At 69.9% G+C, this 13,312-nt stretch carries 15 protein-coding genes and 1 tRNA gene; 5 read left to right on the top strand and 11 right to left on the bottom strand.

The features are described from left to right. Positions 1 to 80: 80 nt before the first annotated feature. The 5 genes from CHC11_RS09465 to CHC11_RS09445 all read right to left on the bottom strand — a co-directional run bounded on the left by CHC11_RS09465 (position 81) and on the right by CHC11_RS09445 (position 4,756). On the bottom strand, positions 81 to 1,073 hold the full coding sequence (locus CHC11_RS09465; RefSeq protein ID WP_089311265.1) for a hypothetical protein: 993 nt from the start codon (positions 1,071 to 1,073) through the stop codon (positions 81 to 83). A gap of 332 nt (positions 1,074 to 1,405) precedes the next feature. Then, positions 1,406 to 2,155: an amino acid ABC transporter ATP-binding protein gene (locus CHC11_RS09460; protein WP_089311264.1), complete on the bottom strand. Its 750-nt coding sequence runs from the start codon at positions 2,153 to 2,155 to the stop codon at positions 1,406 to 1,408. Next, a complete protein-coding gene (locus CHC11_RS09455; RefSeq protein WP_089311263.1) occupies positions 2,152 to 3,060 on the bottom strand; it encodes an amino acid ABC transporter permease in 909 nt (302 codons plus the stop codon). The genes CHC11_RS09460 and CHC11_RS09455 overlap by 4 nt, the downstream gene beginning before the upstream one ends. After that, a complete protein-coding gene (locus tag CHC11_RS09450; protein WP_245919002.1) occupies positions 3,021 to 3,875 on the bottom strand; it encodes an ABC transporter substrate-binding protein in 855 nt (284 codons plus the stop codon). Before CHC11_RS09450 ends, CHC11_RS09455 begins: the two co-directional genes overlap by 40 nt. Before the next feature lie 50 nt (positions 3,876 to 3,925). After that, complete coding sequence (locus CHC11_RS09445; RefSeq protein ID WP_089311261.1) at positions 3,926 to 4,756, bottom strand: SAM hydrolase/SAM-dependent halogenase family protein; 831 nt, start codon at positions 4,754 to 4,756, stop codon at positions 3,926 to 3,928. A gap of 529 nt (positions 4,757 to 5,285) precedes the next feature. Here CHC11_RS09445 and CHC11_RS43365 point away from each other — a divergent pair. Then, a complete protein-coding gene (locus CHC11_RS43365; protein WP_281258297.1) occupies positions 5,286 to 5,681 on the top strand; it encodes an EamA family transporter in 396 nt (131 codons plus the stop codon). Between the two features lie 566 nt (positions 5,682 to 6,247). After that, the gene (locus tag CHC11_RS43360) at positions 6,248 to 6,382 is read left to right on the top strand and encodes a hypothetical protein (protein WP_281258296.1); all 135 of its coding nucleotides are present in this window, start codon (positions 6,248 to 6,250) and stop codon (positions 6,380 to 6,382) included. Positions 6,383 to 6,455: 73 nt separating this feature from the next. Here CHC11_RS43360 and CHC11_RS09430 read toward each other — a convergent pair whose 3' ends face one another. Continuing rightward, a complete protein-coding gene (locus tag CHC11_RS09430; RefSeq protein WP_089311258.1) occupies positions 6,456 to 6,875 on the bottom strand; it encodes a hypothetical protein in 420 nt (139 codons plus the stop codon). Positions 6,876 to 7,166: 291 nt separating this feature from the next. Here CHC11_RS09430 and CHC11_RS09425 point away from each other — a divergent pair, with 291 nt between their 5' ends. Next, positions 7,167 to 7,934, top strand: a complete 768-nt coding sequence (locus tag CHC11_RS09425; RefSeq protein WP_089311257.1) for a hypothetical protein — start codon at positions 7,167 to 7,169, stop codon at positions 7,932 to 7,934. Positions 7,935 to 7,984: 50 nt separating this feature from the next. Continuing rightward, on the top strand, positions 7,985 to 8,887 hold the full coding sequence (folP, locus tag CHC11_RS09420) for a dihydropteroate synthase (RefSeq protein ID WP_245919000.1): 903 nt from the start codon (positions 7,985 to 7,987) through the stop codon (positions 8,885 to 8,887). Here folP and CHC11_RS09415 read toward each other — a convergent pair. Beyond that, positions 8,884 to 9,540, bottom strand: a complete 657-nt coding sequence (locus tag CHC11_RS09415) for a dihydrofolate reductase family protein (protein ID WP_089311255.1) — start codon at positions 9,538 to 9,540, stop codon at positions 8,884 to 8,886. The two genes, folP and CHC11_RS09415, sit on opposite strands and share 4 nt — an antisense overlap. Before the next feature lie 94 nt (positions 9,541 to 9,634). On the opposite strand from CHC11_RS09415, the gene CHC11_RS09410 reads away from it, so the two are divergent. Then, positions 9,635 to 10,384 (top strand): glycosyltransferase family 2 protein, encoded by a 750-nt coding sequence (locus CHC11_RS09410; RefSeq protein WP_089311254.1) that lies wholly within the window; start codon positions 9,635 to 9,637, stop codon positions 10,382 to 10,384. A 157-nt stretch (positions 10,385 to 10,541) separates the two neighbouring features. Here CHC11_RS09410 and CHC11_RS09405 read toward each other — a convergent pair. From CHC11_RS09405 to nagA, 4 genes are all read right to left on the bottom strand, one after another. Then, positions 10,542 to 10,615: transfer RNA gene (locus tag CHC11_RS09405), tRNA-Ala, on the bottom strand. A 47-nt stretch (positions 10,616 to 10,662) separates the two neighbouring features. Then, entirely contained in the window at positions 10,663 to 11,205 is a 543-nt protein-coding gene (gene sepX / locus CHC11_RS09400; RefSeq protein ID WP_089311253.1) for a divisome protein SepX/GlpR, read from the bottom strand. 215 nt (positions 11,206 to 11,420) lie between these two features. Next, on the bottom strand, positions 11,421 to 12,041 hold the full coding sequence (locus CHC11_RS09395; RefSeq protein ID WP_089311252.1) for a GNAT family N-acetyltransferase: 621 nt from the start codon (positions 12,039 to 12,041) through the stop codon (positions 11,421 to 11,423). 91 nt (positions 12,042 to 12,132) lie between these two features. Further along, positions 12,133 to 13,269, bottom strand: a complete 1,137-nt coding sequence (gene nagA, locus CHC11_RS09390; protein WP_089311251.1) for an N-acetylglucosamine-6-phosphate deacetylase — start codon at positions 13,267 to 13,269, stop codon at positions 12,133 to 12,135. Positions 13,270 to 13,312 lie beyond the last annotated feature (43 nt).

The raw sequence follows: 13,312 nt of genomic DNA, 5'->3' as shown, positions 1-13,312 counted from the left end.
CGGCGGCCCCTCCCCACTGGTGGTGTTGTTCCGGGCGGGCCGCGGCGCGTACGCCGCCCCCCGCCCGGCCGGTGTGACCGTCAGGCGGGATCGCCCATCGGCAGGATGAAGCGGTTCTCCTTCTTCGACCACTTCACCTTCGGGATCGGGCACCTCACGGCGGCGAGCGCCGCGAGGAAGACGATGCCCATCCCGATCCAGACCAGGGAGCCGGGGGCCTGTACCGCAGGCAGCACCCCCCAGACGGCGCCGAGGAAGCCGATCAAGCACCCCATCGGACTGTCGAGCAGGTAGAGCAGGCTCGACACGTTCAGCGAGACCTTGCCGCTCACCCAGGCACCGATGATCGTCGGCACCGCGAAGGACAGGATGCCTGCGCAGGAGCCCAGCAGGACCACCTTCCCCGACAACTCCGAGTACCCTCCGCCGAGGAGGGGGCTCGCCCCCCACACCGCGAGGGCGGTGAGGGGAATCGCGACGAGATCCGCCACCGCCAGAATCCTCAGCCGGTCTTCGGCCTTCGGATAGTGCTCCTCGTCGTACAGGCAGTGGAGGTAGTTCCAGAAGCTCCAGGCGCCGAGAAGGCCGCAGCCGATCCCGATCACCGTCTCCCAGAGAGAGTGCTCGAACCCGTCCCCGGGGTTGTTGACGACCACGACCCCCGCGAACGCGGCCACGCGGAACGCGACGCTCAGGACGGCGTCACGAAGGACGCCGTCCGGCGCCTCCTTGGGATGCCGGAAGATCGTCCACAGTACTCCGCCGTTGGAGCAGAGCGGCCCGAGGGCGGACATCGTGATGATCGCCCCCATGCCCACCAACTGGGAGCCGTAGGGGTAGAGCACGTTGATCACTACGAGGCCGACCGCGAGGCGACCGACGATCACGCGGTCGTAGGGCGTGAGCGACCGGAACGGAAGGGCCCTTCGGGTCCTCCAGACCGTCCAGCCCCAGATCACGAGGCCACCGACCACGCCCGTGACCAGCCCGCTCGCCAGTGGGTCGGCCAGGGTGTTAAAAGCCCAGCCGATCTGTTGAATCAACAGTTCGCCGAATACGACAATGCCGTACACAGTTTTTCCTTTGTGACGACTCCGCCCTGAGGACGGAGGTGGCTGTGGTTCGGAAACCACGGCGTGCTCTGGCAGACCGCGCCAGGACACGCCGGGGTTCCACAGAACCCGGACATGTCCCGGCGCACGGCCGGAACAGTGAGGACCGTGTGGAGAAGAGCCGCGGGCGCACCGCGGCCGGTGAAGAAAAGACGCAGATCACACGGCCGGAACAGGGCCGACCGAGGTCATGGACGAGAAAAGGCGGCACCCTCGTTCACACGAGGATGCCGCCTGCCGTGGGAGGCGGCCGGTCGCCCGGATCCGCCGCGCCCGTCCAGGGCGCCGCTCCTTCAGAGGCGGCGGGACTCCAGGACGCGGCTCAGGAACTCGCGGGTGCGCGGCTCGGTGGGCTCTTCGAAGATCTGCTCGGCCGGGCCGCGTTCCAGGAGGACTCCGTCATGGAGGAAGCAGACGGTGTCGGCGATGTCGCGGGCGAATCCCATCTCGTGCGTGGCCAGGATCATCGTCATGCCGGAGTCCTTGAGCTCCCGGATGATGCCCATGACCTCGGTGACGAGTTCGGGGTCGAGCGCGGAGGTCACCTCGTCCAGCAGGAGCAGGCTCGGACGGGTGGCCATGGCCCGGATGATCGCGACACGCTGCTGCTGGCCGCCCGACAGCCGGTCGGGGTACTCGTCGGCCTTGTCGGCCAGGCCGAACCGCTTGAGCAGATCGTGCGCCTGCTCGTTGGCCTCCGCCTTCGGTCGCCTGTGGACGCGGAGCGGCGCGAGGGTGATGTTGTCCAGCACCGACATGTGCGGGAACAGGTTGTAGGACTGGAACACCATCCCGATCCGTTTGCGGACCTCGTCGGGGTCCGCGCCGGGGTCGGTGATGTCGTCGTCCTCCAGGAAGATCGCGCCGTCGTCGACGGTCTCCAGGACGTTGACGCAGCGCAGCAGCGTCGACTTGCCCGATCCGGAGGCGCCGATGAGGCAGACCACCTCGTGCGGCGCGACGTCCAGGTCGACGCCGCGCAGTACCGGATGGGCGTGGTAGGTCTTCCAGACGCCCTCGATGCGCAGCAGCGGGGTGCTCATCGGCCGCCTCCGGGGGCGCGGCGGCGTTCGGCGCGCGCCGCGAGATGGTCGGTGAACCGGGCCATCGGCACCGTCAGCGCGATGAACAGCACCGCCGTGGCCAGGTAGGGGGTGTAGTTGAAAGTCTCGGCCGAGTGGATCTGCGCCTGCCGCAGCGCCTCCAGCGGACCGAGCACCGCGACGAGCGCGGTGTCCTTCTGCAGCGAGGCGAAGTCGTTGAGCAGCGGCGGGACGACCCGGCGCACCGCCTGCGGAAGAACCACGTACCGCAGGCTCTGAGCCTTGCTGAGGCCCAGAGACCGGGCCGCGGCGCGCTGGCTCGGGTGGATGGAGTCGATGCCTGCCCGGAACACCTCCGCGACGTACGCCCCGTAGGAGAGGACGAGCGCGAACCCGCCCAGCACGGCCGGGCTCTCGGGGAGGCCCTGCAACCGCAGCGCCGGTAGCCCGAACCCGACCAGGTACACCAGCAGGATCGTCGGGATGCCGCGGAACACGTCGGTGTAGGCGACGGCCAGCGCCCGCAGAGGGAACAGCAGCGGGGTCCGCAGCCCCCGTGCGAGCGCGACCAGCAGCCCCAGCACCAGGATCACCACTTCGGCGATCAGGAAGATCCGCACGTTCAACCAGAAGCCGCGCAGCACGTCGGGGAACGCGCCGGTGAGCTCGCCCCAGTTGAAGAACGTCTCGTGCACGCGCGGCCAGCCCGGCGACCCCACCACCACGAGCACCACGAGCACGGCGCACAGCACCGTCGAGGCGGCGGCCACCGACCCGGACCGGACGTCGGCCCGGCGGCGCCGGCGCTCCCGTTCGCGCTGCCGCTCGCTCTTGACCCAGGCGGCCTTCTCGCCCGTCTGCGCGGTCACTTCAGGACGGGCGCGCCGGCCGACGCCGTCAGCCATTGCTGCTCGATCTTCGCCAGCTCACCGGACGACTTCAGCTGCCCGATCGCCTGGTCGAGGCAGCCGGCGAGGCCGCTGCCCCGCTCCATGAGCAGCCCGAAGTGCTCGGCGGAGCCGCCCTGCGACTGCGGCAGCTGGCCGACGATCTTGGAGTCGTCGATCTGCGCGGCGGTGACGTAGAAGGCGGTCGGCAGGTCCACCACCAGCACGTCCACCTGCTTGTTCTTCAGCGCGTTCACCGCGTCGATCTGCGTGTTGAAGATCTTCGGCTCGTCCCCGGGCTTGATCTGGTTCTTCACCGCCTGCAGCGACGTCGTTCCGACCTGTACCGCGATGCGCGCCTTGCTCAGCTCCGCGACGGTCGTCGCCTTCTCGAACTTGCCGCCCTTGAGCGTCACGACGCCCTGCTGCACGTCGTAGTAGCCGTCGCTGAACGCCACCGCCTTCTCGCGCGCGGGGGTGACCGAGATCTGGTTGATGTCGAAGTCGAAGGTCTTGGGCCCCGGCGCGTACGACGACTCGAACGACTGGGTCTTCCACACCACCTGGTCCTTGCTGAAGCCGAGCCGGCCGGCGACCGCGTAGGCGACGGCGCTCTCGAAGCCCTGCCCGCTGGACGGGTCGTCGTCCTTGAACCACGGTTCGAACGCCGGCTTGTCGGTCGCGACGGTGAGCTTGCCGGCGGACTTCAGCGGCAGTTTGTCCTTGGCGCAGGAGGCGGGGCTCTTGCTCGCCGAGGCGTTCGAGTCCTCATCCTGCGGAGCGCAGGCGCTGACGGCGAGGGCGAGCGCGGCGGCGCCGGCGAGCGTTGCCACGAGGGGACGGCGGATCACAGGAGATGCCTCCGGCGGTGAGGGTTGACGGATCATGGATGCGGCACCGCGCGCAGAGTGAGGGTTTGCGCGCCGGCCAGGCCGAGGACTTCGACGGCGCGTCCCTGGTTGACGCCCAGGGCGAGCCATCCGGACGAGTCGGTCCACAGCAGCGGCTCCCCGACCGCGACGCTGCCGAAGGTGAGCTGGAACGGGACGCGGACCGTCCGGGACGGTGCGTCTGCAACGTTCCACTCCACGTCGAGAGGGGTGCCCGGCTCCAGCGTGCCGAACGCCGCCGCCAGGTCGCCGCGCTCCGCGCCCAGCACCTGGCTGCCGAACCGGTCGGTGTACAGCACGGGAACGGTCAGCTCGCCGGGGCGGACGACCGGGGGCGGTACGTCCAGCGGCAGCGGCTCGACGGACGCACCGAGATCCGCCGCGTCCACACCCGCGGCGACATGCGCGGCCGCGGGAGCGAAGACGTCACGCCCGTGGAACGAGGTCGAGACCTGCGGCAGCCGGTAGGCCGGGTTCTCCAGGGCGTACGCCCCGGAGATCCCGCCCAGCGCCCCCGCCGCCGGAACGAGCAGCCCGTTGTCGGGCCCGACCAGCACATCGCCGCGCCCCGTCACGATCGCCACGGGCCGGCGCGACGTGCCCACCCCCGGATCCACGATCCCGACGTGCACGCCCACCGGCAGGTACGGCAACGCCTGCCGCAGCAGCATCGCCCCTTCCCGCACGTCGAACGGGGTGATCTCATCGCTGAGCACCAGCACGTTCGCGTCCGGAGCGATCCCGTACACCACTCCCGCGCAGATCGCCGTGTACGCCGCACCGAAGTCGGTCGCCAGGCTGACGAACGGACGACTTTGCGGCATGGGTGACCTCATGAAACGGAAGGGATGCGTGGCACAGGAGTGAAAATCCTACCAAGTCGATAGATTAGCCAGCCCCGCCGCCCCTTTTCAGCAAGGCCCCGCCGCCGTCCCACGATGCGAGACGAACGTCTTGCCGTCGCCCTCGCGGACGTGCCGTACCGGCTCGCTCGAAGCGGTGAGCCCGGCCGCGGCAACGGCATGCGCTCCCTCCCGTCGACATCGGCGAGGCGCCGCACCCGGGCGACTCCCGAGGAAGTTCCACCGCCGCCCGGCACGCGGCGAGCCTCGCAGCCCTCACCCCGGAACTGACCGGCCGTTGTGATGACGACAACAGTTGTCATTTTCACCCGCTCGGACACGGTCTGCACGGTCTGGGGCACGCTCCGCGAGGCCCGCTACCTCGCGGTGGCCTGGCCCGTCCTGGCCGGCACGGGTCTGTGGATCATGTCGCTGCAGGAGGAGGCCCACGCCGACTGGCTCGGCTACGCCTTCGCCGCCGTGGCCGCGGTCTGCTTCGCCGTGAACGTCAGTGCGGTCGAGAAGCTGGAGCAGCGGGGAGCCGAGACGATCGGGCTGGCCCTGGCCGGCCTGCTCACCATCCCGGGCGCGGCCTGCTGGCTGCTCGCGGGGGGGTCTGGACTGGTTCCAGCCCCGGACCCTCCTGCTGGCCATGCTGACCGGTCTGTTCACGGCGTGCGTGGCCCCGGTGCTGGAGGCGCGGGCCATCGGCCACCTGGGCAAGGAGAAGTTCGGTGTGCTGTCCAGCGGTGAGCCGATCATGAGCCTGCCGGTCGGACTGCTGCTGCTCGGGGAGGTCCCCGGCTGGTTCGTGGCCGCCGGCGTGCTGATCATCGTGGTGGCCATCGTGGCGAACACCGCCGAACTGGACAGGCCGCTGCTCCGGTATCTGGGCCGTCTGGAGTAGCGGTACGGCCGGCAGCCGGTTGCCGGAGGCCACTGCCGACAGATGGCCGCCGGGCCCCGCTCAGGGTCCCGGCGGCCAATCCGCCGGGCGGCGCGTGAACCGCGCCGCCCGGTAGAACCGCTGGGCTCGACCGGCCCGGCAACCGCGGTGGGGAGGCAATGCCTCCCCACCGTTTCGTCTGCCCGGCACTGCGCACGACCCCTCGCCGCCCGCTCAACGCCGCCCCCGTCCTGACGACCGATCTGGGACTTCCTCGAAATACGCCCCGATCAAGGTTCTGAGCTGGCAACTCTCGCTGATACGAGGGGATGCGGCCACTTGCCGGTCCCGGTTCTCAGAGGACGGTCGCCTTCGAAAGGAGGGCTGGTGCCTAATGAGCCCCGCGGGGGTGGGGCAGGCTGCCAGTCAGGACAATGCAGAACAAGACAACAGGGTGGGTCGCGGGAGCGGTCCTCCTTCTTTTGATCGGCGGCACGGGGAAGACCGGACTTCCTGAGTCCGGCTCCACCCCGGGCGGCTCGGACCGTCCCGCCGCTTCGGCCCCTCCCGGCGAGGGGACGGGGCAGGTGACCTCCCGCCTCTGGCAGACCGATCACTGGAAGATCTTCCTCCAGGACGGCACCACGGTCGATGTGTCCGCGAACGAGGGCCGCAACTGCGGCGCCGGCAGCGCCTTTCCCGACTGCAAGGGGAGGCGGTAACTGAACGACCGGGAGTTCCCGGGGCGCGTCGGTGCCCTGGGGACTCCCACCCTCCGCCTTCTCCAGGCGACTGCTACGCGTTACCTGGCGCGGCCGTATGGTGCGGGTGTCCGTGGGTACGCCGCTCCTCCTTCAACTGAGCCTCGTAGAGGTGCCGTCTACCAGCGGTCAACGCCTCTCGAACCCGCGCCTCATAACGTCGGAGCGGCTCGTAGTAGGTGTCTTCGTACTCCTCGATCGCCTGGAAGCTCCAACGGTCCGGGAGGACATTGCGGCCTACGAGTTCGCGCGACAGTTCATCGGCAAGGCCCTGGTGCCCGGCCTTGGCTAGTAGCGCGGCCGCATCGCCCAACTCGAAGTCCGCCTTGCCGGTGAGTTGGTGCCATGAGTAGAGATGGCCTCGGGCGCGCTCGATGCTCTCCAGGGCCTCGCTCAGCTTGCCCACGGCTCTCACGGTCGCCTCGTCGGGCTCGGGACTGCCGGCAGCGATCATGCGGGCGTACCTTCCCCTCTGACCTCCGATGATGCGCTCCTCCTCCCGATCGACGGCTGTACCCGGGGCGCCGGCCGGGCCCGCACCACGCGGAGGGCCCGCCACCGAAAGCCCGTCTTCCTGGCGGCCGTCCGCATGCGGCGGCGGCCTAGACTGCTGGGCTGGTTCAGTCGCTTCAGACGGCAAGGGGTCTCATGGACGACGGCGTCCCGCCGCAACGGCGGAGCCCGGAGAGCGACCAGCTCGCGGAGCGCATGGGGGCGGCAGCTCCACCGGCAGTGCGTCGACTGGTTGACCGAATTCGAGGACGACGCCCTCGTCCTGAGCTTCGCGGCCTTCGCCGCACTCGGCGCTCGTACGTCGAACGGGCTCAGCATGTTCCGGCGGGCAGTCGACGCTCCCGACGCCGACGACAAGAGCAACCAGGTGCTCCTGACGGGCATCAATTTCGCCGATCACTTGCCGGAACAGCCACAGCTGATGCTCGGCCTCTCCGATGAGATGATGGCGCGCGGCCAGGAGAACGAGATCGTCTATTACCGGCGCGCGACGGCGTATCGGAAACTAGGCCGGTTCGAGGACGGGCTCTACGAGATCGACCGGGCGATAGACGCTCTCGGCCCTGGCGACGCTCTGGTACACGAACAGTTCACGCAAGAGCGGCGATCGATCATCCTTGCCCAGGATCTGCAAAAGCAGATCGAACGCAACACCCAGGCCGTCGCGGCCTCCATCGCCGAGCAGGTGGACGAAAGAATCGCGGCGGCCTCGACCGAGCTTGAACAACGGCTCAACGAGGCTTCGCTGAGGCTGGCCCAACGTGTCGACGTGGCGCAGGAGATGGTCTCGTCCGGCCTGCTCAAGATGGTGGAGATACTCGGGCTCTTCGTCGCTCTCGTCGGCTTCATCGCCGGATCCGGAGCCGTAGTGATCAAGTCGCACGGCTTCCAGGAACGGGCGCTCTCCATGCTTCTGGTAGTCGGCGGGGCTTTGGTCTTCTTCGCCCTCCTGCGGCTCGTCACCACCGTGGGGCTGCGACGGGTGCGACCAGAGAGGTAGCCGTCCCCCACCTTGCTATGCTGGCGCCGAGTTCAACTTAGGCGGCTGATGTGAGCGAAAAGAACGCGGTCTACTATCCTGAGATTATTTGCCCTGAGCGGACGATCGGGCAACGAACGTTTGATTTCTCCCGGCAGGTCGCCGTGATGGCGATAATCAATCGCACTCCCGATTCATTTCACGACCAAGGCCGCACATTCGCCTTGGACAAAGCTCTGATCGCGGCGGAGAACGCGCTCGTCCACGGAGCCGATTGGCTGGACATCGGCGGCGTCCCCTTCGCTCCGGGGCCTCCGGTGAGCGTCGAGGAAGAGATCGACCGCGTGGTGCCCGTCGTCGAGGGTGCTCGCTCCCGCACGGATGCGGTGATCTCCGTCGAGACGTACCGGCCAGAGGTCGCCCGCGCCGCCTTCGCCGCCGGTGCCGACGTCCTGAACAACACGAGCGGCCTGCACGACCCCGCCCTCGCCGATGTGGTCGCCGAGGCCGGCGCGACCCTCATCATCACGCACAGCCTCGCCGACCCCCGGACCCCCTACCCCCGTCCGCAGTATGACGACGTGGTCACCGAGGTCGCCGAGTTCCTGCGTCAGCGGGTCGCCCTGGCCGAGAAGCACGGCGTGCCGGCGGACCGGATCGTCATCGACCCCGGCCACGACCTGAACAAGAACACCTATCACTCACTCGAACTGACCCGCCGCCTCCCGGAGATCGCGCAGCTCGGCCACCCGCTGCTCGTCGCGATCTCGAACAAGGACTTCATCGGCGAGACCCTGCGGCGAGACCAGCAAGACCGCATCGAGGGCACCATCGCCACCCTCGCCGTCTCCATCCTGAGCGGCGCACGCATCGTGCGGGTCCACGACGTGGCAGAGGCAAGGCAAGCGGTGAACATGGTCGAGAGCATTCTCGGGTGGCGTCCCCCCGCCTACGTCCGTCACAACCTCGTCTAGGTCTGGGCCATGCGGTACCGCAAGTAGAGATAGTTCTCGTCCTGGATCGCGTGGCACAGCTCCATGCGCTGCATGTCGATGGCCGGACCGTTGAGAACGCGGGCGGCGCCGCCGGCAGTGATGACCGGACTCAACGTCAGGCACAGCTCGTGCAACCACCCCGCGGCGGCGATCTCGGCGAGGACGACCGGGCCGCCCTCGCAGAGCTGGCGCCGGTAACCCTTGTCGGCCAGCTGCTGCAACGCCATGCCCATGTCCGTGGAGTCAGTACCGCACACGATGACCTCGGCGTGCTCCTCCGCCTCGCGGAGCCGCTCGGCCGGTGCCGCGCCGCAGGTGATGACGACCGGCGGCGTGGGCGCCTCGGCGAACAGCGGCCCGTCGAAGTCGAGCCGCAGACTCCGCGACACGATCGCCAGCTTCGACGCCTCCGCCGGATACGTCCCGTACTCCCGGACGGTCGTGGCCCCCATGATCACAACGTCGGCCAACGTCCTGAGCCGCTGCATGAGAGCCCAGTCCCCCGCGTACCCGAGTGCGCTGGTGCTCCCCTCGTACTGGATCCCCCCGTCGAGCGACGCGATCATGTTCGCCCGCAGCCACGGTGTCGTCTCCGGATAGGCGTACCGCTCCAGCATCGCGCTCACGTCCATCTCAGCACTGTAGGGGCTGCCGTCTCCCCGCCTCCGCCTCGGGCCATGTGATGATCAAGGCCGTGTTCCGCCGCCGCCCACGAGGAGGAGTGCCATGCCGCTCATCTCGATCATCACCGCCGTACGGGAGCCGGTACCCGACTACCTGCGGCAGGCCGCTGCCGGCGTCGCCGCTCAACGCCTCCCGCCCGGCTGGGACCTCGAATGGCTCGTCCAAGAGGACGGGGACACGCCGGCGGCCCGCGACCTGTGTCCGGGTGCGCTCTATGAGGCGAACGGCGCCCAGCTCGGCACCGGAACAACCAGGAACTTCGCACTGAGCCGGGCACGCGGCGAGCTGGTCGCGGTGCTCGACTATGACGACGTCCTTCTTCCCGACGGCCTCGCAACGCTCATCCCCGCCTTCGACCAACAACCCGGCATCGGCTGGACGATCGGTCAGGCGGACGACCTGATCGACGGACGCCGCGTCCGCTACCCCCTGGCCTACCCCTGCGGCAGAGTGCCCGCGGGCACGATCGGCCGTCTCTACGAAGAGACGGGACTATGCCAGGCGGCCTGCGCCGGCCTTGTCGCCCCCACGAACCTGATTCGCGCCTTCGGCGGCTGGGGCGCCCTTCCCCGCGCGCAGGACGTAGCCCTCTTCATCGCACTCAGCGAAGTCTTCGACGGCTACCAGGAACCCTCCGTGACCTGGCTCTACCGCAAGCACCCGGACCAGAGCACCCACCCCACAAAAATCGACACATGGGGCCGGCACCAGGACCGCTTCATCCGGCAGCGCCTGAACGCCGTCCGCGCCGGCAACCTGCTCACTCCTGCCGCTGACCGCAGCCTTCCCTGAGCCGGCCGGCCCGTACTCTGCTGCTGTACGAGCATCGAAAAGGCCGGTTCCCATTTGTTGGACCGGCCTTTGACCTATCGGAATCCGGGGCGTCCCCCGGAAAACACAGCGGGCCACCAGGGAAGACGCAAAGCGTCGACCAGGGTGGCCCGACTCGTGGAGCTGAGGGGATTTGAACCCCTGACCCCCTCGATGCGAACGAGGTGCGCTACCGGACTGCGCCACAGCCCCGAGGACTCCGTAAGGTTAGCAAACATCGGGGAGTGCTCGCGCACCGGTTATTCGCCGACGGCTCGGCGGTCGTCGGCGTACTGGTCGAAGACCTCGTCGGGGGTGACGAGCTCGATGACCTCGGCGGGCTCGGCGGTCTCGGCGGCACGGCGGGCCTCCAGGGCGCGGGCGCGGGCCGCGGCGCGGGCCTGGGCGGTGGCGCGGCGGCGGGCGGTGTCCATGCCCACGGCGACGCGCAGGAGCGCCAGGTGCCCGGACAGGAGCAGGACCGGGGGCGCGGTGATCCACCAGGGCGCGAGGCCGGAGGCGGCGACCGCCGCGGAGGTGAGGAGCAGCGCCGCGAGGCCGGTGGTGCGGCGGCGGCGCCGGGCGATGACGGTGGCGCGGCTCGCCGGGCGGCGCGGCGGGGGGACCTCCTCCTCGCGGAGCGTCTCCTCCTCACCGGCCTCGTCTTCGGCGACGGGCTCGTCGGGACGCTTGTGGAGGAGGCGGGAGATCCCCGTGGTCTCGGTGTCGCGGCGCAGCCACATGGGTACCAGGACGACGGCCCAGACGGCGACGATCGCAAGGTAAAGGACGGCGCTGCTCATCGGCCCCACCGTTCCAGGGCACGCTCGCCGGGCGGGCCGACTTTCGGCGCGCGAACGTGCAATGGGAGCAGGGTCACGCCCCGCACGGTACGAGGGGCTGTCAGAGGTTGACGAGCATAAGGGACGGTGTGTCGCGAGATCGATCTCGCCGTTACTCTCCGTTTGCCGGGACTTCTCGATCGCAGGATTCTTACGGTGGGAAAGTCATGGGCCGCTCAGGTGCGCCGGGGAAATGCCTGTTTCCGGTCTGCCAGCCAGCGGGCGCGCAGGCCACCGGGGACGTCCTCGACGGTGAGGGCATAGCAGATGTGGTCGCGCCAGGCGCCGTCGATGTGCAGATGGCGGCGCCGAATTCCCTCTTCGCGGAATCCGAGTTTTTCGACGACGCGGCGGCTCGCGGTGTTCTCCGGACGGATATTGGCTTCGAGGCGGTGCAGGCCGACGGTGAAGAAACAGTGGTCGACGGCGAGGGCGACGGCGGTGGGAATGACGCCGCGGCCGGCGACGCGCCTGTCGACCCAGTAGCCGATCTGCGCGGACCGCGCCGAACCCCAGACGACCGCGCCGATGGTGAGCTGCCCGGCGAAATCGTCCTCGTGGGTGACCACCCACGGGAGGGCGAGGCCGTGGCGGGCCTCGCGGCGCATGGTGTGGACCATGCTGACGTACGGCCCGAGGCCGCTGCGGAACAGCGGCGTCTCGGGGTTGGTGGGCTCCCAGGGGCGGAGCCAGTCGGCGTTGCGGACCCGCAGCTCGCGCCAGACGGCGGCGTCGCGGTGCCGCAGCGGGCGCAGCCCAACAGGGCCCTCGGTCAGGGTGACCGGCCATCCCCGCAAACGTTCCACGGTTCCATGATTCCCTGGTCGGATGTCCGAACGCCATATCGTCCCCGAGAAATCGGGCACGCGGGACGTTCGGCCACCGCCGTCACAGGCGCCGGCCCCGTCTCATCACCCAGTCGACGCGCAGGTCATCGTCCAGGACGACCAGGTCGGCGTCCTTGCCGGGCTCCAGTGACCCGACACGCGCGTCGATGCCGAGAGCGCGCGCCGGGGTGAGGGACGCGGCCTCGGCGGCGCGCTCGATCGGCAGGCCGACGTCGGCGACGGCGCGGCGGAAGGCGTCCGCCATGGTGATCGTGCTGCCCGCGATGGACGTCCCGCCCGCGAGGACGGCGCGGCCGTCGCGGACCTCGACGTCCATCACGCCGAGGCGGTAGTCGCCGTCGCCCATCCCGGCGGCGGCCATCGCGTCGGTGATGAGCGCGGCGCGGGGCGTGGCGGCGAACACCAGGCGGGCCACGGCGGGCTCCACGTGGACGCCGTCGTTGATCAGCTCCACGGTGACCCGGGGGTCGTTCAGGGCGGCGGCGACCGGCCCGCCCTCGCGGTGGTGCAGCGGTCGCATCGCGTTGAACAGGTGCGTCGCCACGCGCGCGCCCGCGTCGAACGCCGCCCGGGCCGCCCGGCCTGAGCCGTCGGTGTGGCCGACGGCCGCGATCACGCCCGCGTCCACCGCCTCCCGGACGAGGTCGAGGGCGCCCGGCAGCTCGGGCGCGAGAGTGATCATGCGGACGTGCCCGCGGCCGAGGCGGACGAGGCGGCGGAACTCGGCGGGGTCCGGGTCGCGCAGCAGCGCGGGGTCGTGCGCGCCGCAGCGCGCGCGGGCCAGGTAGGGGCCCTCCAGGTGGACGCCCGCGATCACGCCGTCGGCGGCGAGGTCGGCCAGGCCCTCGACGGCGCCGGCCAGTTCCTCCGGGTCGCCGGTGACGAGGCTCGCCATCGTGGTGGTGGTGCCGTGCGCGAGGTGGAAGGAGGCGGCCCGGCGGGCCTCGTCCGCGCGTCCGAGCTGGTAGGAGGCGCCCGCGCCGCCGTGGACGTGCATGTCCACGAAGCCGGGCACGACGTGCCGTCCGGCGAGGTCGATCACTTCGCCGGAGCCGGGCGCGGGGCCGGCCGCGATCGTGCCGCCGGCGATGTGGAGGGCACCGTCGCGGACGCCGTCCGGGAGGACGATCCGCGCGTTGGCCAGGGAAACGGCGCCGTCGCCGGCCGGCTTCGCCATGGAATCCTCTCTGTGCACGCATATGATCGATCCTGATTGTTCC

Origin of the sequence: Actinomadura mexicana, assembly GCF_900188105.1 — a bacterium.
Taxonomy (GTDB): Bacteria; Actinomycetota; Actinomycetes; order Streptosporangiales; family Streptosporangiaceae; genus Spirillospora; species Spirillospora mexicana.
This window is presented reverse-complemented; position numbering and strand designations above follow the sequence as displayed.

Excerpts from the sequence above, each read along its gene's own strand:
- CHC11_RS09460 (WP_089311264.1), bottom strand. The coding sequence starts at position 2,155 with ATGAGCACCCCGCTGCTGCGCATCGAGGGCGTCTGGAAGACCTACCAC.
- CHC11_RS09455 (WP_089311263.1), bottom strand. The coding sequence starts at position 3,060 with ATGGCTGACGGCGTCGGCCGGCGCGCCCGTCCTGAAGTGACCGCGCAG.
- CHC11_RS09445 (WP_089311261.1), bottom strand. The coding sequence starts at position 4,756 with ATGCCGCAAAGTCGTCCGTTCGTCAGCCTGGCGACCGACTTCGGTGCG.
- CHC11_RS09430 (WP_089311258.1), bottom strand. The coding sequence starts at position 6,875 with ATGATCGCTGCCGGCAGTCCCGAGCCCGACGAGGCGACCGTGAGAGCC.
- CHC11_RS09415 (WP_089311255.1), bottom strand. The coding sequence starts at position 9,540 with ATGGACGTGAGCGCGATGCTGGAGCGGTACGCCTATCCGGAGACGACA.
- CHC11_RS09410 (WP_089311254.1), top strand. The coding sequence starts at position 9,635 with ATGCCGCTCATCTCGATCATCACCGCCGTACGGGAGCCGGTACCCGAC.
- sepX (WP_089311253.1), bottom strand. The coding sequence starts at position 11,205 with ATGAGCAGCGCCGTCCTTTACCTTGCGATCGTCGCCGTCTGGGCCGTC.
- nagA (WP_089311251.1), bottom strand. The coding sequence starts at position 13,269 with ATGGCGAAGCCGGCCGGCGACGGCGCCGTTTCCCTGGCCAACGCGCGG.